This window comes from Pantoea sp. JK (assembly GCF_026130245.1).
GTDB classification, from domain to species: domain Bacteria; phylum Pseudomonadota; class Gammaproteobacteria; order Enterobacterales; family Enterobacteriaceae; genus Pantoea; species Pantoea trifolii.
Window position 1 is genome coordinate 269,705 of the sequence record NZ_JAINFN010000008.1, and the last position, 18,744, is coordinate 288,448.

Consider the following 18,744-nt stretch of genomic DNA (forward strand, 5'->3'; position numbering starts at 1 on the left):
TTCTGGACATTCATACAGTACACCTCTACCTTTTCCCTCAGCGAGACGATCCGCGGGGGGATTATGGATCAGCAACTTATCATTAGCGGCGCGCTGGCGCTGGCCGGTTTGGGCATTGGCTGGATCATTGCTCAACTGCGCGCCGGCCATCAGTACGCCAGCTTCACTACCGAGCGACGCCTGCTGGAAGAGGCGCAGCAGCGTCAACAGCAGCAGCTCGAACAGTTACAGCAGCAAATTCAGCAACGCGAACAGGAGATGCGCCAGCTACACGGCGCGCTCAGCGGTGCGCAGGAACGTTTGCAACAGCTTGATTACTGGCGCGGCGAAAGTGAACAGCTCAGTCGTGAGCTGCGCAATCAGCTGGAAGTGAACAGCGCGCAGGAAGCCGAACTGCGTGAAGTGACCATTCGTCTTGAAGAGACACGCTACGGTGCAGAAGAGAAACAGCGCCTGCTGACCAACAGCGAACAGCGCCTTAGCGCGCAGTTTGAAAATCTCGCCAACCGCATCTTTGAAAACAGCGGACGGCGCGTCGATGAACAGAACCGTCAAAGTCTGAATAGCCTGATTGGCCCACTGCGTGAACAGCTGGACGGTTTCCGTCGTCAAGTGACTGATAGCTTTGGCGTGGAAGCGCGTGAGCGTCACACGCTGACCCACGAAATTCGCCAGTTGCAGCAACTCAACGCGCAGATGGCGCAGGAAGCGGTCAATCTTACTAAAGCGCTGAAAGGCGACAACAAAATTCAGGGCAATTGGGGCGAAGTGGTGTTGGCCCGCGTGCTGGAAGCCTCTGGCTTGCGTGAAGGCTATGAATACCAAACGCAGGTCAGCGTGCAGCTGGAACAGCAGGGCAGGATGCAACCGGATGTGATCGTGCGTTTGCCGCAGGGCAAAGATGTGGTGATTGACGCTAAAATGACGCTGGTTGCCTACGAGCGCTACTTCAACGCCGACGATGAAGCCACGCGTGAGCAGGCGATTCAGGAACACGTTAGCGCCATGCGCGGACACATTCGCCTGCTGAGCCGTAAAGATTACCAACAATTGCCCGGTTTACGCTCTCTGGATTATGTGTTGATGTTTATCCCGGTGGAACCGGCGTTTCTGTTGGCGATCGATCGTCAGCCCGAGCTGATCAGCGAAGCGTTACAGCAGAACATCATGCTGGTCAGTCCCACCACATTGCTGGTGGCGCTGCGTACTATCAACAACCTCTGGCGTTATGAGCATCAAAGCCGCAACGCACAGCGCATCGCCGACCGGGCCACGCGGCTGTACGACAAAATGCGGCTGTTTGTCGATGACATGAGCGGCATCGGCCACAATCTCGACAAAGCGCAGCAAAGCTATCATCAGGCGATGAAAAAGCTGTCTGAAGGGCGCGGCAACCTGATCGCGCAAAGTGAAGCTTTCCGTTCGCTTGGCGTGGAGATCAAACGTCCAATTAATCCGCAACTGGTTGAACAAGCGCAGCCGGATGAGGCGGATGAAGATTGGGCAGACGATCGCACCGAGGATGAAAACGTTGCAGAACCAACAACAGACTCGCTGCGCCGCATCAATGAATAGCACGGTGGTCGCGTGCTCGCGTAGCGCGACTCTGATACACTTCGGCAAGAATTGTTTGTGGAACAGGTAAAACCGATGGCAGATGAATCACAGCAGGAAACTACCCATTTTGGCTTCCAGACCGTCGCGAAAAGCGAAAAGGCCGATAAAGTCGCGGACGTGTTTCACTCCGTTGCGGCAAAATATGACCTGATGAACGATTTGATGTCGTTTGGCATCCATCGTGTCTGGAAGCGTTTTACCATTGACAGCAGCGGCGTGCGCCGCGGTCAACGCGTGTTGGATCTGGCGGGTGGTACCGGCGATCTGACGGCAAAATTCTCACGTCTGGTGGGCGAGACCGGCCAGGTTGTGCTGGCAGACATCAACAGCTCGATGCTGAAAATGGGCCGCGAAAAGCTGCGTAATCTCGGCGTATCGGGCAACGTTAGCTATGTGCAGGCCAACGCCGAAGCGCTGCCATTCCCGGATAACTATTTCGATTGCATCACCATCTCCTTCGGCTTGCGTAACGTGACCGAAAAAGAGAAAGCGCTGGCGTCGATGTTCCGCGTGCTGAAACCGGGTGGACGTCTGCTGGTGCTGGAGTTTTCGAAGCCGCTGCTGGAGCCGCTCAGCAAAGCTTATGATACCTATTCATTCCACATACTGCCGCGTATTGGCCAGCTAGTGGCGCAAGACGCTGAAAGCTATCGCTATCTGGCGGAGTCGATTCGTATGCATCCCGATCAGGAAACCCTGAAAGCGATGATGAACGACGCGGGCTTTGAAAATACCACCTACTTCAACATGACGGGCGGTATTGTCGCGCTGCATCGCGGATTTAAATTCTAATCCATCATGACTTTAACTCCTCTCATCACCGGCGGTCTTGAGACCGCCCTGAACCGTGTTCTCTATCGCGATCGCAGCCTGAAAGCCGCACGCCAGCGTCTGGCGGGCAAAGTATTGATGCTGCGTCTGCAAGAGCTCGATTTTCCTTTGGTACTGGTGTTTAGCGAATCGCAACTCGATGTGCTGAGTGATTGGCAGGACAACAGCGACTGCACGGTGAGTTTGCGTGTCAGTACCTTGCCGAAACTGCGCGATCGCCAGCAGCTCACCAGCTTGATTCGTAGCGGTGAACTGGAGGTGGACGGCGATTTGCAGGTGGTACAGCAATTCTCCGCGCTGATGGATCTTGCCGAGCTGGATCCGGCGGAATACCTCGCGCCTTGGATGGGCGATATCGCCGCGCAAGGTGTAAGTCAGGCCGCGCAGCAGGCGCTGAAATTCGTGCAGCAGCAGTTTACCCGCCGCCAGGATTATCTTGGCCAGGTGCTGACGGAAGAGTGGCGTGTCGCGCCGGGCGCACTGGAGCTGGCATGGTTTTGCGAGGAAGTGGAAGCGATGGAACGTTCGCTCAATGCGTTTGAAACGCGTTTAGCACAGCTGGAGGCGAAATGACGTTGGGAGAAATTCGGCGCTTATACTTCATCATCAAGATCTTTCTGACTTACGGCCTTGATGAACTGATTCCCCGCATGCGCTTCACACTGCTTTTACGCTTGTGGCGGCGCTGTATTTTCTGGATCCCTAACCAACATAAAGACGCTTCCGCCGGCGTGCGCATCCGTTTAGCGATGGAGCAGTTGGGCCCGGTATGGATCAAATTCGGTCAAATGCTCTCTACGCGTCGCGATTTGTTCCCACCCGCGATTGCCGATGAACTGGCGGTGCTGCAGGACCGCGTTGCGCCATTTGATGGCGTGAAAGCCAAAGAACAGATTGAAAAGTCGATTGGCGGCCCGGTGGAAACCTGGTTTGAAGACTTCGATATCAAACCGCTGGCTTCAGCTTCGATCGCGCAGGTGCATACCGCGACGCTGAAATCCAACGGCCGCGCGGTGGTGATCAAAGTGATACGTCCCGACATCCTGCCGGTAATCAGAGCCGATATGCGATTGATTTACCGTCTGGCGCGTTGGGTGCCGCGTTTGTTGCCGGATGGTCGTCGTCTGCGTCCGGTGGAAGTGGTGCGTGATTACGAAAAGACCTTAATCGATGAGCTGAATCTGCTGCGTGAAGCGGCGAACGCCATCCAGCTGCGTCGTAACTTTGACCAGAGCCGCATGCTGTATGTGCCGGAAGTGTTCTCGGATTATTGCAGCGAGTCGATGATGGTGATGGAGCGCATTTACGGCATTCCTATTTCGGATATCGCCACGCTGGAGCAGCATGGCGTCAATATGAAACTGCTGGCCGAGCGCGGTGTGCAGGTGTTCTTCACGCAGGTGTTCCGCGACAGCTTCTTCCATGCCGATATGCATCCCGGCAATATCTTCGTCAGCTACGATCACCCGGAAGATCCGCAATACATCGGCATCGACTGCGGTATCGTCGGTTCGCTGAATAAAGAAGATAAGCGCTACCTCGCTGAGAACTTTATCGCCTTCTTCAACCGCGATTACCGCAAAGTGGCCGAGCTGCATGTGGATTCGGGCTGGGTGCCGCCCGATACCAACGTTGAAGACTTTGAGTTTGCCATTCGCACCGTGTGTGAGCCGATTTTCGAAAAGCCGCTGGCTGAAATTTCGTTTGGTCACGTGCTGCTGAACCTGTTCAACACCGCGCGTCGCTTCAATATGGAGGTGCAGCCGCAATTGGTGCTGCTGCAAAAGACGCTGTTGTACATTGAAGGGATTGGTCGCCAACTCTATCCGCAGCTCGACCTGTGGAAAACCGCCAAGCCGTTCCTCGAAGATTGGATCAAAGATCAGATTGGTATCCCGGCGATTATGCGGGCGGTGAAAGAGAAAGCACCGTACTGGGCGGAAAAACTGCCGGAGTTGCCGGAGCTATTTTACGACAGCATGCGCCAGCACAAATTATTGAAGCACAGTGTCGATAAACTCGTCACCGATTTAAACGTACAGCGAACACGCAATCATCAGGCGCGCTATCTGTTTGGTGTAGGCGCTACACTGTTATTAAGTGGCACCGCCGTGCTGTTAAGTCGACCGGATTGGGATTTCTTCCCGGCGCTATTAATGGCCACTGGCATCGTCACCTGGCTTATTGGCTGGCGCAAGACAAACTGATTGTCTGCCTGGTACAAATCGCGTAATGTCGCAAGCTAAAGCCCGAAATCATACGGGCTTTCTGTGCGTTACAGTCAACAGTTTTTCACAGAATATTAGAGGCATATCTCATGGGCGGTATCAGTATTTGGCAATTGTTAATCATTGCCGTCATTGTTGTTCTTCTGTTCGGTACCAACAAGCTTCGCAACCTGGGTTCGGATTTAGGATCTTCCATTCGCGGCTTCAAAAAAGCCATGGGCGATGAAGACGATAAAAAGGATCAACCGAAAGAGCAGGACGCTGACTTCAACGCCAAAACTCTGGCAGACAAACAGCAAACCACGGCGACTAAAGACGACGCCCGGAACGACAAGCAGGTATAACTGTGTTCGACATTGGTTTTAGTGAACTGGTATTGGTGTTCGTGATCGGGTTGATTGTGCTTGGCCCGCAACGATTACCGGTTGCGGTGAAAACCGTCGTCGGCTGGATCAGAGCCATTCGCTCGCTGGCCGCGAATGTACAAAACGAACTGGCGCAAGAGCTGAAACTGCAGGAATTGCAGGACAGCCTGAAAAAGGTGGAAGAAGCGGGCCGTGGCACGCTATCACCCGAGCTGAAAGAGTCGATGGAAGAACTGCGTAAAACCGCCGACTCGATGAAGCGTTCGGTGCAGCAGAGTATCGATGTCGAAAAAGAGGAAGATGAAGCCAACACCATTCATCAGACTCAGCCAGCAGCAGCGCAGCCCGGCACTTCACCTGCGGTCACGCCTGCCTCAGCGGAACATCAAACCAGTGCACCCGCACAGGCTCCGCAGCCAGACAACATCGCTTCAGAAGCAGAAACCCATCCCGTCGCCAGTGCTCCTGAAAGCACCGCGAAGATTTCTCTCGTAAAAGATGAACGATAAACATGGCCGTTGAAGATACCCAACCGCTCATTAGCCATTTGATTGAGCTGCGCAAGCGTTTGTTGAATTGCATCATCGCTGTTTTAGTCATCTTTTTGTGTCTGGTCTATTTCGCGAATGATATCTACCATCTGGTCGCGGCACCGCTGATTAGCCAGATGCCAGCCGGTGCGAGCATGATCGCCACCGACGTGGCATCGCCGTTCTTCACGCCGATCAAACTCACCATTATTGTTTCGGTGTTTCTGGCCGTGCCGGTGATTTTGTATCAGGTGTGGGCGTTTGTGGCGCCTGCGCTCTATCGCCACGAGCGCAAACTGGTGATGCCGTTGCTGTTCTCCAGTACGCTGCTGTTTTACGTCGGCGTGGCGTTTGCCTATTTCATCGTGTTCCCGCTGGCGTTTGGCTTTTTCGCCAAAACCGCGCCGCAAGGTGTGACCATCGCAACGGATATCACCAACTACCTCGACTTCGTCATGACGATTTTTATGGCGTTTGGCGTGGCGTTTGAGGTGCCGATTGCGATTGTGCTGCTGTGCTGGACCGGCATTACGTCACCCGAAGATTTGAAGAAGAAACGTCCTTATATGTTGGTTGGCGCGTTCGTGGTTGGGATGTTGCTCACACCGCCGGATGTTTTCTCGCAAACTTTGCTCGCTATTCCGATGTACTGCCTGTTTGAAGTCGGCGTATTCTTCTCCCGCTACTATGTGGGTAAAGGACGTCAGTCTTCGGATGAGGAACACAACACCGAATCCTGATGTCTTCGGTAAGATGCATCTAAACCGCCCCGTTGGGCGGTTTTTTATTGGGGAGAAAACATGTTTGATATCGGTGTAAACCTGACCAGCACGCAATTCGCAAAAGATCGCGATCAGGTGGTAAAACGTGCGCGCGAAGCAGGCGTCACCGGCCTGTTAATTACCGGCACCAATGCATTAGAGAGCCAGCAAGCGCGCCAACTGGCTACGCAACATGCAGGATATTGCTGGTCAACCGCTGGCGTCCATCCTCACCATGCCAGTGAATGGTCGGCGGAAACCGCGAATACCTTACGTCGCCTGGCGGAAAGCGAGCAGGTGGTCGCAATTGGCGAATGTGGCCTGGATTTCAATCGCAATCTCTCGGCCCACGATCAGCAGGAATACGCTTTCGATGCGCAGCTGGCGTTGGCCGCTGAGCTGCAATTGCCGGTGTTTCTGCATTGCCGAGAGGCGCACGATCGTTTTGTCGCGGTGCTTGAGCCGTGGCTGCCCAAATTGGTAGGCGCTGTCGTTCACTGCTTTACCGGTACGCGTGATGAACTGCAAGCGTGTCTGGCGCTGGGATTGTCGGTGGGCATTACCGGCTGGGTGTGCGATGAGCGTCGCGGTATGGAACTGCGTGAATTGCTGCCGCTGATTCCGGCTGAGCGCCTGTTACTGGAAACCGACGCACCGTATTTACTGCCGCGCGATATGCATCCACGTCCCACTTCACGCCGCAATGAGCCGTGCTTCCTGCCGCATATTGTGCAGCAGGTGGCGAACTGGCGTGGCGAAGAAGCAGAAGCGCTAGGCGCGCAGGTAAATCTCAACGCGCGTCAGCTGTTCAAACTCGCTTAGAGTTTGCGGAACTGCTTGTTATCCACGCTGCGCATCACCTGTTTGTTCAGCATGTTGAGCAGCAGAACGGAGCGCGTTTCACCATCCGGCTCGGCAAAAATGGCGCGCAGCCCTTCGAAAGTGCCATCGGTGATGATCACTTCATCACCGCTCTGCGGGGTTTCCGGATCCAATACGATCTGCGGTGCATCAGTTTGCAGCGCTTCGATCACATCATGCGATACGGTGGCCGGCATGGTGCCAAAGCGCACGAAGTGGCTGACGCCGCGCGTGCTGCTGATGGTGGTAGTGTGAATCGCTTCGGGATCGAACTCGATAAACAGATAGTTAGGGAACAGCGGCTCACTCACGGTGGTGCGTTTGCCGCGCACAATCTTCTCCAGAGCGATCATTGGGCTGAGGCAATTCACCTCTTGCCGCTCAAGATGCTCTTTCGCGCGCAACAGTTGTCCACGTTTGCAATAGAGTAAGTACCAGGATTCCATAATCGCTCCCAAATAATGGACGCTAAGAATATCAAATCAGTTGTCAGAGTTATAGCGCATCGGCGGGTGGAAACCGGGTGCTGAAAACAATTTCACTACGATTTATCCGATTGATGCGGCTTATTTACGCTTTCTTGCAAGAAAATTGACGGCTGACGACCATCTGTATCAGACTCCATCCCCATCTTTCGATTGAAAAGGAGTGGCTGATGGAACTGTTCCTGTTAAGTAACGGCAAAGTGGCTGACGATGCGCCGCTGTTAGGTTACGCCCACCCGCAGCTGCACGCGATGATCGCCCAGCGCGGCATCACCTCGGCGGTGCTGGTGCCGTACGCGATTATTCGTGGCGATCATGCGCAGCGCGCGCAGGATTTATCCGCGTCGTTAGGCATTGACGTGCGCACCGTGCACGAGTTTGCCTCGCCCGTTGCGGCGATTGAACACGCTGAGCTGATTCTGGTGAGCGGCGGAAATACCTGGTTCCTCAACCAAATGCTGCATGAGCACGGCTTGATCGTTGCCATCCAACGCGCGGTGCGCGAGCGTGATGTACCGTACGTTGGCTGGAGCGCCGGTTGCAATGTGGCAACGCCTTCCATTCGCACCACCAATGACATGCCGGTGCGCAGCAGCGTAGTGTTGCCCGCGCTTGGGCTGTTCCCGGTGCAGATTAATCCGCATTATCTTGATGCGCACGTCAGCGGCCATATGGGTGAAACGCGTGACGAACGTTTGGCCGAGTTCTGTACCGTTAATCCGCATGAATCGGTGATTGCGCTGCGCGAAGCCAGCTTCCTGCACGTGAGCGAGAATCGCCTGCGTTACTACAGCGCTCGCGGCGAAGACTTCAAAGTGTTCCGCCACGGCGAGCCGATTGCTGCGTATCACGATGTATTGGCGATTCAGTCGCTGGTGCCGTTTTCCTGTCAGCCTGCCTGACGCAAAACCTCAACATGTCAGCGTGAAACGCCCCTATAATGGCGCTTCACTCTGGCCGGAAAGCTAAAGCCGCATGAAATATCAGGATTTACGAGACTTCCTCGCATTGCTGGAACAGCGTGGCGAGTTAAAGCGCATCACTCAGGAGATCGATCCTGAGTTAGAGATGACTGAAATTGCCGATCGCACGCTGCGCGCCGGCGGCCCGGCACTGCTGTTCGAAAACCCGAAAGGCTACGACATGCCGGTGCTGTGTAATCTGTTTGGCACACCGAAACGCGTGGCGATGGGCATGGGCCAGGAAGAGGTCAGTGCGCTGCGCGAAGTCGGCAAGCTGCTGGCGTTCCTGAAAGAGCCGGAACCGCCAAAAGGCTTCCGCGATCTGTTCGATAAGATGCCGCAATTCAAGCAAGTGCTGAACATGCCGACTAAGCGCCTGCGCAATGCGCCGTGCCAGGAAGAGATTTTCAGCGGCGATGAAGTCGATCTGTCGCGCATCCCGGTGATGAAATGCTGGCCGGGCGATGCTGCGCCGCTGATTACGTGGGGATTAACCGTTACGCGCGGCCCGCATAAAGAGCGACAAAATCTGGGTATCTATCGCCAGCAGGTGATCGGCAAGAACCGCGTGATTATGCGCTGGCTGTCGCATCGCGGCGGCGCGCTGGATTTCCAGGAGTGGTGTAAAGCACATCCGGGCGAACGTTTCCCGGTGTCGGTGGCGCTGGGTGCCGATCCTGCTACCATTCTCGGCGCGGTGACGCCGGTGCCAGATACCTTGTCCGAATATGCCTTTGCCGGTTTACTGCGCGGTAACAAAACCGAAGTGGTGAAGTGTATTTCGAACGAACTCGAAGTGCCGGCCAGCGCGGAAATCGTGCTGGAAGGTTATATCGAGCCGGGCGATGTCGCGCCGGAAGGTCCGTACGGCGACCACACAGGCTACTACAATGAAGTAGACAGCTTCCCGGTGTTTACCGTGACGCACGTAACGCAACGTCGCAACCCGATTTATCATTCAACCTACACCGGACGTCCACCGGATGAACCGGCGGTGCTGGGCGTGGCGCTCAATGAAGTGCTGGTGCCGATTCTGATTAAGCAGTTTCCGGAGATTGTAGATTTCTATCTGCCGCCGGAAGGCTGTTCTTATCGCCTCGCGGTCGTGACGATCAAGAAACAGTACGCGGGTCACGCCAAGCGTGTGATGTTCGGCGTGTGGTCGTTCCTGCGTCAGTTCATGTATACCAAGTTCGTGATTGTGTGTGATGACGACGTCAACGCGCGCGACTGGAATGATGTGATTTGGGCGATTACCACGCGTATGGATCCGGCGCGTGATACCGTGCTGGTTGAGAACACGCCGATCGATTATCTCGACTTCGCCTCGCCAGTTTCCGGCTTAGGCTCGAAGATGGGAATGGATGCGACCAATAAGTGGCCGGGCGAAACCACGCGCGAGTGGGGCACGCCGATTGTGAAAGATCCGGCGGTGACCGCGCGCATTGACGCCATTTGGGATGAGTTAGCTATCTTTGCCGAGCCGCCGCAGCGCTAACGGCGGCAGACCAATTAGATCCGAAGAAAAAGGGAACGCATGACAACGTTAAGCTGCAAAGTGACTTCGGTTGAAGCGATTACGGACACGGTTTACCGCGTTCGTTTAATTCCGGCGGCGGATTTTAACTTCCGCGCAGGACAGTATTTGATGGTGGTGATGGATGAGCGCGATAAGCGCCCGTTTTCCCTGGCTTCTACGCCAATGGAAAAGGACATCATTGAGCTGCACATCGGCGCATCGGATCTCAATCTCTACGCGATGGCGGTGATGGACCGCATCAAGAACGATCGCCAGATAACCGTCGATATGCCGCACGGCGATGCCTGGCTGCGTGAAGATAGCGATCGTCCGATCATTCTGATTGCGGGCGGCACCGGCTTCTCCTATGCGCGCTCTATTCTGCTGACCGCGCTGGCACAGAAACCCGATCGCGAGATTGCGATTTACTGGGGCGGCCGTGAGCTGATGCATCTGTACGATCTGGATGAGCTGAATGCGCTGGCGGTGAAGCATCCGAACCTGAAAGTGATCCCGGTAGTGGAACAACCGGCAGATGACTGGACCGGGCGCAGCGGCACGGTGCTGACGGCGGTGATGCAGGATTTCGCATCGCTCAGCGAGCACGATATCTATATTGCCGGTCGTTTTGAGATGGCGAAGATCGCGCGTGAGCGTTTCTGTGCTGAGCGCGGCGCGCTGGAAGCGCAGATGTTCGGCGATGCGTTTGCGTTTATCTGATGGCCGCCATAAAAAACCCGCCCGAAAGGGCGGGAACACGTGCAACATTAACGTATTAAACCCGTTCGAACACTGTGGCGATGCCCTGGCCTAAGCCAATGCACATGGTCGCCAGACCAAATTGCGCATCGCGACGCTCCATCAGATTCAGCAGCGTGGTACTGATACGCGCGCCGGAACATCCCAGCGGATGACCGAGCGCAATCGCGCCGCCATTCAAATTCACTTTCTCATCCAGCTGTTCCAGCAAGCCCATATCCTTGATGCACGGCAGCGCCTGTGCAGCAAAAGCCTCGTTGAACTCGAACAAGTCGATATCCTGCACGCTCAATCCGGCACGCTTGAGCGCCAGTTTGCTGGCGGGAACCGGACCGTAACCCATAATCGACGGATCGCAGCCAACCACCGCCATGCTACGAATGCGCGCGCGCGGCGTCAGACCGAGTTCGCGTGCGCGGCTTTCGCTCATGATCAACATTGCCGCTGCGCCGTCGGAGAGCGCGGAGGAGCTGCCTGCGGTCACGGTGCCGTTGACCGGATCGAATGCCGGGCGCAGCGCAGCCAATCCTTCGAGGCTGGTCTCTTCACGAATCACTTCGTCGCTCTCGAAACGTTTCAACACGCCGTCGGCGTCGTGGCCGTAGGTCGCCACAATCTCACGCTTGAAATCGCCGCGCTGGGTTGCCGCCCAGGCGCGCTGGTGTGAACGCAATGCGAAAGCATCCTGCTGCTCACGCGTGATGTGATGCATGCGCGCCAGCATCTCGGCGGTTAACCCCATCATGCCTGCCGCTTTCGCCACCGTGCGACCCAGGCCCGGATGGAAATCCACACCGTGGCTCATTGGCACGTGGCCCATATGTTCGACGCCGCCAATCAGGCAGCTATGTGCATCGCCAACCATAATGGCACGCGCCGCGTCGTGCAGCGCCTGCATCGACGAACCGCACAGGCGGTTGACAGTGCTGGCAGGCACGCGATGCGGGATCTCGGCCAGCAGCGCGGCGTTACGTGCAATGTTGAAGCCTTGCTCCAGCGTCTGCTGCACGCAGCCCCAGATAATGTCGTCCAGCGTGGCGGGATCGACCGCCGGATTGCGGCTCAGCAGCTCGCGCATCAAATGCGCCGAGAGATCTTCTGCGCGCACCTGGCGAAACGCACCGCCTTTGGAGCGTCCCATCGGCGTGCGGACCGCATCAACAATGACTACTTTTTCCATTTTCATTACCTCAGGCACTTTGCAGCGCCGCTTCGTCAATTGGTTGCACCGCGGGATACCAGCTCTGATGCTGATGGGCTTTTTGCAACAGCAGCTCCGGCAGCGCGTAAAGCGGGCCGAGCGCGGTATAACGTTTGGCCTGATCGACCACGTTGCTGTTGCCCAGCGTATCCATGTAGCGGAACGCGCCGCCACGGAACGGTGGGAAGCCTAAGCCGTACACCAGCGCCATATCGGCTTCGGCCGGTGAAGCGATGATCTTCTCTTCGAGGCAGCGCACCACTTCGTTGAGCATCGGCAGCATCATGCGGTTGGCGATCTCGTCATCGCTGAACACGCGCTTAGGCTGGCAAATAGGTTCCAGCAGCGCATCGACAGCTGCATCGGCTTTCTTCTGCGCTTTGCCTTTTTTATCCTGCTCCCAGCGGTAAAAGCCCTGACCGTTTTTCTGGCCGTAACGTTTGGCTTCGAACAGCACGTCGATCGCGTCGCGATAATCTTTCTGCATGCGTGACGGGAAGCCTTGCGCCATCACTTGCTGAGCGTGATGCGCGGTATCAATGCCAACCACATCCAGCAGCCACGCTGGGCCCATCGGCCAGCCGAACTGTTTTTCCATCACTTTATCGACCTGACGGAAATCCGCGCCGTCGCGCAATAGCAGGCTGAAAGCGGCGAAGTAGGGGAACAGCACGCGATTCACAAAGAAGCCGGGACAGTCATTCACCACAATCGGCGTCTTGCCCATTTTGCTCGCCCAGGCCACCACTTTGCTGAGAGTCGCTTCTGAAGTTTTCACACCGCGAATCACTTCGACCAGCGGCATACGCGGCACCGGATTGAAGAAGTGCATGCCGCAGAAATTTTCTGGACGTTTTAAGGCTTGCGCCAGCTGGCTAATCGGAATGGTTGAAGTGTTGGAGGCGAGAATGGCGTCCTCGCGCAGATGCTGTTCGGTTTCTGCCAGCACTTTGGCTTTGATCTGCGGATTTTCCACTACCGCTTCCACCACTACGTCGGTGCGTTCGAATCCGGCGTAATCCAGCGTCGGCTGAATGGTGGTGAGTACGCTGGCCAGTTTGGCGCCGTCAATTTTGCCGCGCTCCAGCTGTTTGTTCAGCAGCTTGCTGGCTTCGGTCATACCCAGCGTTAACGCCTGCGGATTGATATCTTTCATCATCACCGGCACGCCTTTCCATGCCGATTGATAAGCAATGCCGCCGCCCATAATCCCTGCGCCCAACACTGCAGCTTGCTGCGGCGCACCGGCTGCGCTGCTGTGCTTCTTCGCCAGGCCTTTGACGTACTGATCGTTCAGGAAGATGCCGACCAGCGCACGCGCCACATCGCTCTGCGCCAATGGTACAAAAGCAGCGGTTTCCAGCTTCAGCGCATCATCACGTCCGAGGCTGGCGGCAGCTTCAATGGTTTTCACGGCGGTAATCGGTGCCGGATAGTGTTTGCCTGCGGTTTGCAGCACCATGCTTTTGGCGATGGTGAAGCTCATGGCGGCTTCAATCGGGCTGAGTTTCAGCGGCGCCAGCTTCGGCGCGCGGCGTGCCTGCCAGTTGCCTTGCACGATGGCGTCCTGCAAAACGGTAAGTGCGGCGGCACGCAGTTTGTCGCTGCTGACCACCGCATCCACCAAACCGAGTTTCAGGGCGCTGTTGCCATCAACATCTTTACCGGCGGCGATGATTTCCATCGCGCTATCGGCACCGAGCAGGCGCGGCAAACGCACGCTGCCGCCAAAGCCCGGCATGATGCCCAGTTTGGTTTCCGGCAGGCCGATGCGTGCGGTGGGTGTGGCAACGCGGAAGTCGGTCGCCAGTATGCATTCACAGCCGCCGCCCAGCGCATAGCCATCAATGGCGGCCACGGTTGGCACCGGCAAATCCTCTAAGCGATTGAAGATGCTGTTGGCAAACGCCAGCCACTGACTCAGCTTCTCTTCTGGCGCATCAAACAGCGACAGAAATTCTGTGATGTCAGCACCGACGATAAATGCCGGTTTGGCCGACGAGAGCAGCAGACCGCGCAGCGCAGGTTGCTGTTCCAACACGCTTAATGCCTCGCCCAATGAGGCAACGGTTTTGGTATCGAGTTTGTTCACCGAACCGGGCGCATCGAAAACCAGCTCGGCGATGCCGTCGTCAAGCCAGTGAACTGAAAGGGTATCGCCTTGGTAGAGCATGTCCGTCTCCTGAAACCGCGAAAGTTGATCTGGTCATACCAGATGAGTTGGAGTGTGAGTCTGATGTTAATTATTTGCAAACGAGAGTTTGCTTATTTGATACAACGATCACAGCGTGTGCAGCACGGCATCGCTTACACGGCTGTGCTACACTGCGGCCACTTTCGCGACATTGGAGACAAGTCCATGGATTCACTGAAAACCCTGTATCACGCGCACATCAATACGCTGCAGCAGCGAGCGCAGCAGGTGCTGGCTCGCTTTAAGCTTGATGCCATGCTGATTCATTCCGGCGAGCTGCTGACCGTTTTTCTCGACGATCACGACTATCCGTTTAAGGTGAATCCCCAGTTCAAAGCGTGGGTGCCGGTGACGCAGGTGCCAAACTGCTGGTTATGGATTGATGGCGTGAATAAACCCAAGCTGTGGTTCTATTCGCCGGTTGATTACTGGCACAACGTTGAGCCGCTGCCAAACAGCTTCTGGACCAACGATGTGGACGTGATTGGCCTGAAGAGTGCCGATGAGATCGCGCAGTTGCTGCCTGCACAGCGTGAAAACGTGGCCTATATCGGTCCGGTGCCATCACGTGCTTCACAGCTCGGCATTAACAGCGAGCAGGTGAACCCGAAAGGTGTGATCGATTTCCTGCATTATCATCGCAGTATTAAAACTGAGTACGAACTGGCGTGTATGCGTGAAGCGCAGAAGCTGGCGGTGGCGGGTCATCGCGCGGCCAAAGAGGCGTTCTTCTCGGGTATGAGCGAGTTCGATATCAATATCGCCTATCTGACCGCAACCGGCCATCGCGACACCGATGTGCCTTACGGCAACATTATCGCGCTGAATGAACATGCCGCAGTACTGCACTACACCAAACTGGATCATCAACCGCCGGCCAAACGTCACAGCTTCCTGATTGACGCCGGTGCGGAGTATCTCGGTTACGCCGCTGACCTGACGCGCAGCTATGCGGCGCAGAGCAAATCGCGCTATGCCGAAATGGTTGCGGCGATGGACAAGGAAGAGCTGGCGCTGATCGCTACCTTGAAAGCTGGCGTGCGCTATACCGATTATCATCTGCAGATGCATCAGCGCATTGCGCGTCTGCTGCTGAAGTTCGAACTGGTGAAAGGCCTGACCGAAGAGACGCTGGTGGCGGAAGATTTAACCGGTCCGTTTATGCCGCATGGCCTTGGACATCCGCTTGGCCTGCATGTGCACGATGTGGCTGGCTTTATGCAGGACGACAACGGTACGCATCTGGCGGCACCGTCGCAGTATCCGTATCTGCGTTGTACGCGCGTGCTGGAACCTGGCATGGTGCTGACTATCGAACCGGGCTTCTATATTATCGATTCGCTGCTGGCGAAGCTGCGCGGCGGCAAGTTCAGTCAATACTTTGACTGGGCGGCAATCGATGCACTGAAACCGTACGGCGGTATTCGTATCGAGGATAACGTGGTGATTCACACTAATCGCATTGAAAACATGACGCGCGATCTGCACCTTGCCTGATGGATGCTTACGACATTCCCGCTGAGGCCGTGAGTCTCAGCGAGGAAACTATCAAGAAAAGCCGCTTCATCACCTTGCTGGCGCACACGGCGGGCGTGGAAGCGGCGCGCGCGTTTGTGCAGCAGGTGAAACAGGAACATCCCACCGCGCGGCATCACTGCTGGGCGTGGGTGGCAGGCGCGCCGGATGATTCGCAACAGTTGGGTTTCTCCGATGATGGTGAACCATCTGGCACCGCCGGCAAACCGATGCTGGCTCAGTTGATGGGCAGCGGTGTCGGTGAGATTACTGCGGTGGTGGTGCGTTATTATGGTGGCATTATGCTGGGCACCGGCGGACTGGTAAAAGCATATGGCGGCGGCGTGCAGCAAGGGCTGAAGCAACTGGCGCGTCAGCGTAAAGTGCCGATGGAATCTTTTACCCTGCAATGTGAGTACGCCCAACTGAGTGACATCGAGCGCCTGCTGCAACGTTTTGACGGCATTATTGAAGAGAGCCATTATCAGGATCGTATTGCGCTGCGTTTAGCGTTGCCGCATGCGCAGATTGATGGCTTTCGCCAAAACCTCTCTGATTACAGCCGGGGCGCGCTGACGCTCATCCCGCTGACAAACTAAAAGCTTCTGTTTAAAGGAAACGGCTGAATGCATTTTCGCGCCATTACCCGCATCGTGGGCCTGCTGGTGATTCTGTTCTCGGTGACCATGATTTTACCGGGCCTCGTCGCCTTGATTTACCGTGATGGTGCCGGGCGCGCGTTCAGTCAGACCTTTATGATGGCAATCGTCATCGGTTCGCTGCTGTGGTGGCCTAACCGCAAGCAGAAAAGCGAACTTAAGCCGCGCGAAGGCTTCCTCATCGTGGTGCTGTTCTGGACCGTGCTGGGCAGCGTCGGTGCGATGCCGTTTATCTTCGCCGAGCAGCCGCATCTTTCAATCACCGATGCGTTCTTTGAATCCTTCTCTGGCCTGACTACCACCGGCGCCACGACGCTGGTGGGGCTGGATACGCTGCCGAAAGCGATTCTGTTCTATCGGCAAATGCTGCAGTGGCTCGGCGGCATGGGGATCATTGTGCTGGCGGTGGCGATTTTGCCCATTCTGGGCGTGGGTGGCATGCAGCTTTATCGCGCTGAAATGCCGGGGCCGCTGAAAGATAATAAGATGCGCCCGCGTATTGCGGAAACAGCGAAAACGCTGTGGCTGATCTATGTGTTGCTCACCGTGGCGTGCGCGTTGGCGCTCTGGTTGGCAGGCATGCCGATGTTTGATGCTATCGGCCATAGCTTCTCGACTATCGCGATTGGCGGGTTTTCAACCCATGATGCCAGCATCGGCTATTTTAATAGCCCAACCATCAATACCATCGTCGCGGTATTTCTGCTGATCTCGGGTTGTAATTACGGCCTGCACTTCTCTTTATTAAGCGGTCGCAACCTGAAAGTGTATTGGCGCGATCCCGAATTTCGCATGTTTATTGGCGTACAACTGACCTTAGTGCTGATCTGTACCATCGTGCTGTGGTTCCACAATGTGTACGCCAGCGGCTGGCAAACGCTGAATCAAGCGTTTTTCCAGGTGGTTTCGATGGCGACCACGGCCGGTTTCACCACCGACAGCATTGCACGCTGGCCGCTGTTCCTGCCGGTGCTGCTGCTGTGTTCGGCCTTTATCGGCGGCATGGCGGGTTCAACGGGTGGCGGTTTGAAGGTGATCCGTATTCTGCTGCTGTTCAAACAGGGTTCGCGTGAGCTGAAGCGTTTGGTGCACCCGAATGCGGTTTACACCATCAAACTGGGCAACCGCGCGTTGCCGGAACGTATCCTCGAAGCGGTGTGGGGTTTCTTCTCAGCTTATGCGCTGGTATTCCTGCTCAGTATGCTGGCCATCATCGCCACCGGCGTGGATGACTTCTCTGCTTTTGCTGCCGTGGCCGCGACTCTGAATAACCTCGGGCCCGGTTTGGGTGTCGTGGCAGACAACTTCACTTCAATGAATGATGTCGCGAAGTGGATTTTGATTTTGACCATGCTGTTTGGACGCCTTGAAGTGTTCACGCTGCTGGTGCTGTTCACGCCGACCTTCTGGCGCGAATAATAAAATAGGATTGAGTAATGAAAGCGTTGATTCTGTATTCCAGCCACGATGGGCAAACCCGTGACATTGCCGCGCGCATTGCGCAGACGTTAGTGCCGCATCAACTGTGTGACGTGATCGATCTACTGGAGGCAAACCAGATTGATTGGTTGCAGTACGATCGCGTGCTGATTGGTGCTTCGATCCGCTACGGTCATTTCAATCCGGCGTTGCTTAAGTTTGTTACGCAGCACAGAGCACAGCTGCAGCAGCGCGTAAGCGGCTTCTTTAGTGTTAACCTCACGGCGCGTAAAGCCGATAAGTGCACGCCAGAGACCAATGCGTATACGCGCAAGTTCCTGGAGCAGTCACCGTGGCAACCCGATTGCTGTGCGGTTTTCGCTGGCGCGTTGCGTTATCCGCGTTATCGCTGGTTTGATCGCGTCATGATTCAATTCATTATGCGTATGACCGGCGGCGAAACAGATGCATCGAAAGAAGTGGAATACACTGATTGGAATAAAGTGGCGCTTTTTGCCCAGGATTTTGCGCAGTTACCAGGCAAATCGTTGTGAAATACAGCGTTGTGGCGAAATTTAGGTCGAACAGTAATTTATTTGCAATAAACCCTTGTCAGCTCCGAATAACTCCCTATAATGCGCCACCACTGAGACGGCAAAGCGGCAACGCAGACGGCTCAGCAGGGAGTGAAGAAATTCATCCCGCCGGATGAAAACGCTGAAAAAAGTGTTTGACTCCGAAGGAGAGTAGCGTAGTATACGCCACCTCGCGACAGACGGTTCAGCCGCTGCTCGCAACGCTCTTTAACAATTTATCAGACAATCTGTGTGGGCACTCG

The 18,744-nt window shown here is 55.7% G+C and carries 18 protein-coding genes; 15 read left to right on the forward strand and 3 right to left on the reverse strand.

All coding sequences use genetic code 11. From position 1 onward, the window contains the following. Positions 1-63 precede the first annotated feature (63 nt). The 8 genes from rmuC to tatD all read left to right on the forward strand — a co-directional run bounded on the left by rmuC (position 64) and on the right by tatD (position 7,154). Positions 64-1,575 carry a DNA recombination protein RmuC gene (gene rmuC / locus PanJK_RS18120; RefSeq protein WP_265301710.1) on the forward strand — a complete coding sequence of 504 codons (1,512 nt, stop codon included), beginning with the start codon at positions 64-66 and terminating at the stop codon, positions 1,573-1,575. 75 nt (positions 1,576-1,650) lie between these two features. Beyond that, positions 1,651-2,409, forward strand: a complete 759-nt coding sequence (gene ubiE, locus PanJK_RS18125) for a bifunctional demethylmenaquinone methyltransferase/2-methoxy-6-polyprenyl-1,4-benzoquinol methylase UbiE (RefSeq protein WP_008105805.1) — start codon at positions 1,651-1,653, stop codon at positions 2,407-2,409. A 6-nt stretch (positions 2,410-2,415) separates the two neighbouring features. Further along, complete coding sequence (gene ubiJ, locus PanJK_RS18130; protein WP_265301712.1) at positions 2,416-3,021, forward strand: ubiquinone biosynthesis protein UbiJ; 606 nt, start codon at positions 2,416-2,418, stop codon at positions 3,019-3,021. Then, positions 3,018-4,655, forward strand: coding sequence for a ubiquinone biosynthesis regulatory protein kinase UbiB (gene ubiB / locus PanJK_RS18135; protein WP_265301714.1), 1,638 nt, complete (start codon positions 3,018-3,020; stop codon positions 4,653-4,655). The genes ubiJ and ubiB overlap by 4 nt, the downstream gene beginning before the upstream one ends. 110 nt (positions 4,656-4,765) lie before the next feature. Then, positions 4,766-5,020 carry a Sec-independent protein translocase subunit TatA gene (gene tatA / locus PanJK_RS18140; protein WP_008105810.1) on the forward strand — a complete coding sequence of 85 codons (255 nt, stop codon included), beginning with the start codon at positions 4,766-4,768 and terminating at the stop codon, positions 5,018-5,020. A 2-nt stretch (positions 5,021-5,022) separates the two neighbouring features. Beyond that, a complete protein-coding gene (tatB, locus tag PanJK_RS18145) occupies positions 5,023-5,550 on the forward strand; it encodes a Sec-independent protein translocase protein TatB (protein WP_256698070.1) in 528 nt (175 codons plus the stop codon). A gap of 2 nt (positions 5,551-5,552) precedes the next feature. Further along, the gene (gene tatC, locus PanJK_RS18150; protein WP_008105814.1) at positions 5,553-6,311 is read left to right on the forward strand and encodes a Sec-independent protein translocase subunit TatC; all 759 of its coding nucleotides are present in this window, start codon (positions 5,553-5,555) and stop codon (positions 6,309-6,311) included. 60 nt (positions 6,312-6,371) lie between these two features. Next, complete coding sequence (gene tatD, locus PanJK_RS18155) at positions 6,372-7,154, forward strand: 3'-5' ssDNA/RNA exonuclease TatD (RefSeq protein ID WP_256698072.1); 783 nt, start codon at positions 6,372-6,374, stop codon at positions 7,152-7,154. On the opposite strand, the gene rfaH is transcribed toward tatD, so the two are convergent. After that, positions 7,151-7,639, reverse strand: a complete 489-nt coding sequence (gene rfaH, locus PanJK_RS18160) for a transcription/translation regulatory transformer protein RfaH (protein ID WP_008105818.1) — start codon at positions 7,637-7,639, stop codon at positions 7,151-7,153. The genes tatD and rfaH overlap by 4 nt on opposite strands. Positions 7,640-7,848: 209 nt before the next feature. Here rfaH and pepE point away from each other — a divergent pair, with 209 nt between their 5' ends. From pepE to fre, 3 genes are all read left to right on the forward strand, one after another. Continuing rightward, positions 7,849-8,580 carry a dipeptidase PepE gene (pepE, locus tag PanJK_RS18165; RefSeq protein WP_265301719.1) on the forward strand — a complete coding sequence of 244 codons (732 nt, stop codon included), beginning with the start codon at positions 7,849-7,851 and terminating at the stop codon, positions 8,578-8,580. A gap of 73 nt (positions 8,581-8,653) precedes the next feature. Then, positions 8,654-10,138 (forward strand): 4-hydroxy-3-polyprenylbenzoate decarboxylase, encoded by a 1,485-nt coding sequence (gene ubiD, locus PanJK_RS18170; RefSeq protein ID WP_265301722.1) that lies wholly within the window; start codon positions 8,654-8,656, stop codon positions 10,136-10,138. Between the two features lie 39 nt (positions 10,139-10,177). After that, positions 10,178-10,879, forward strand: coding sequence for an NAD(P)H-flavin reductase (gene fre / locus PanJK_RS18175; protein ID WP_256698075.1), 702 nt, complete (start codon positions 10,178-10,180; stop codon positions 10,877-10,879). A gap of 55 nt (positions 10,880-10,934) precedes the next feature. Here the strand turns inward: fre and fadA are convergent, their stop codons facing one another. Both fadA and fadB read right to left on the reverse strand, forming a co-directional pair. Continuing rightward, positions 10,935-12,098: an acetyl-CoA C-acyltransferase FadA gene (gene fadA, locus PanJK_RS18180; protein WP_222185727.1), complete on the reverse strand. Its 1,164-nt coding sequence runs from the start codon at positions 12,096-12,098 to the stop codon at positions 10,935-10,937. A 10-nt stretch (positions 12,099-12,108) separates the two neighbouring features. Continuing rightward, positions 12,109-14,292 carry a fatty acid oxidation complex subunit alpha FadB gene (gene fadB, locus PanJK_RS18185; protein WP_265301725.1) on the reverse strand — a complete coding sequence of 728 codons (2,184 nt, stop codon included), beginning with the start codon at positions 14,290-14,292 and terminating at the stop codon, positions 12,109-12,111. Between the two features lie 186 nt (positions 14,293-14,478). Here fadB and pepQ point away from each other — a divergent pair, with 186 nt between their 5' ends. Genes pepQ through hemG form a run of 4 tightly spaced genes read left to right on the forward strand, consistent with a single transcriptional unit; the run spans position 14,479 to position 18,460 of the window. After that, positions 14,479-15,810: a Xaa-Pro dipeptidase gene (gene pepQ / locus PanJK_RS18190; RefSeq protein ID WP_265301727.1), complete on the forward strand. Its 1,332-nt coding sequence runs from the start codon at positions 14,479-14,481 to the stop codon at positions 15,808-15,810. After that, entirely contained in the window at positions 15,810-16,427 is a 618-nt protein-coding gene (locus PanJK_RS18195; RefSeq protein WP_154194511.1) for an IMPACT family protein, read from the forward strand. The genes pepQ and PanJK_RS18195 overlap by 1 nt, the downstream gene beginning before the upstream one ends. A 27-nt stretch (positions 16,428-16,454) precedes the next feature. After that, positions 16,455-17,906 carry a Trk system potassium transporter TrkH gene (gene trkH / locus PanJK_RS18200; protein ID WP_265301731.1) on the forward strand — a complete coding sequence of 484 codons (1,452 nt, stop codon included), beginning with the start codon at positions 16,455-16,457 and terminating at the stop codon, positions 17,904-17,906. Between the two features lie 17 nt (positions 17,907-17,923). Continuing rightward, positions 17,924-18,460, forward strand: coding sequence for a menaquinone-dependent protoporphyrinogen IX dehydrogenase (gene hemG / locus PanJK_RS18205; protein WP_265301733.1), 537 nt, complete (start codon positions 17,924-17,926; stop codon positions 18,458-18,460). Positions 18,461-18,744: the final 284 nt, after the last annotated feature.

What these genes read in the sequence shown, in the direction of transcription:
- rmuC (WP_265301710.1), top strand. Translation starts at nt 64, where the DNA reads ATGGATCAGCAACTTATCATTAGCGGCGCGCTGGCGCTGGCCGGTTTG.
- ubiE (WP_008105805.1), top strand. Translation starts at nt 1,651, where the DNA reads ATGGCAGATGAATCACAGCAGGAAACTACCCATTTTGGCTTCCAGACC.
- ubiJ (WP_265301712.1), top strand. Translation starts at nt 2,416, where the DNA reads ATGACTTTAACTCCTCTCATCACCGGCGGTCTTGAGACCGCCCTGAAC.
- ubiB (WP_265301714.1), top strand. Translation starts at nt 3,018, where the DNA reads ATGACGTTGGGAGAAATTCGGCGCTTATACTTCATCATCAAGATCTTT.
- tatA (WP_008105810.1), top strand. Translation starts at nt 4,766, where the DNA reads ATGGGCGGTATCAGTATTTGGCAATTGTTAATCATTGCCGTCATTGTT.
- tatC (WP_008105814.1), top strand. Translation starts at nt 5,553, where the DNA reads ATGGCCGTTGAAGATACCCAACCGCTCATTAGCCATTTGATTGAGCTG.
- tatD (WP_256698072.1), top strand. Translation starts at nt 6,372, where the DNA reads ATGTTTGATATCGGTGTAAACCTGACCAGCACGCAATTCGCAAAAGAT.
- rfaH (WP_008105818.1), bottom strand. Translation starts at nt 7,639, where the DNA reads ATGGAATCCTGGTACTTACTCTATTGCAAACGTGGACAACTGTTGCGC.
- pepE (WP_265301719.1), top strand. Translation starts at nt 7,849, where the DNA reads ATGGAACTGTTCCTGTTAAGTAACGGCAAAGTGGCTGACGATGCGCCG.
- ubiD (WP_265301722.1), top strand. Translation starts at nt 8,654, where the DNA reads ATGAAATATCAGGATTTACGAGACTTCCTCGCATTGCTGGAACAGCGT.
- fre (WP_256698075.1), top strand. Translation starts at nt 10,178, where the DNA reads ATGACAACGTTAAGCTGCAAAGTGACTTCGGTTGAAGCGATTACGGAC.
- fadA (WP_222185727.1), bottom strand. Translation starts at nt 12,098, where the DNA reads ATGGAAAAAGTAGTCATTGTTGATGCGGTCCGCACGCCGATGGGACGC.
- fadB (WP_265301725.1), bottom strand. Translation starts at nt 14,292, where the DNA reads ATGCTCTACCAAGGCGATACCCTTTCAGTTCACTGGCTTGACGACGGC.
- pepQ (WP_265301727.1), top strand. Translation starts at nt 14,479, where the DNA reads ATGGATTCACTGAAAACCCTGTATCACGCGCACATCAATACGCTGCAG.
- PanJK_RS18195 (WP_154194511.1), top strand. Translation starts at nt 15,810, where the DNA reads ATGGATGCTTACGACATTCCCGCTGAGGCCGTGAGTCTCAGCGAGGAA.
- trkH (WP_265301731.1), top strand. Translation starts at nt 16,455, where the DNA reads ATGCATTTTCGCGCCATTACCCGCATCGTGGGCCTGCTGGTGATTCTG.
- hemG (WP_265301733.1), top strand. Translation starts at nt 17,924, where the DNA reads ATGAAAGCGTTGATTCTGTATTCCAGCCACGATGGGCAAACCCGTGAC.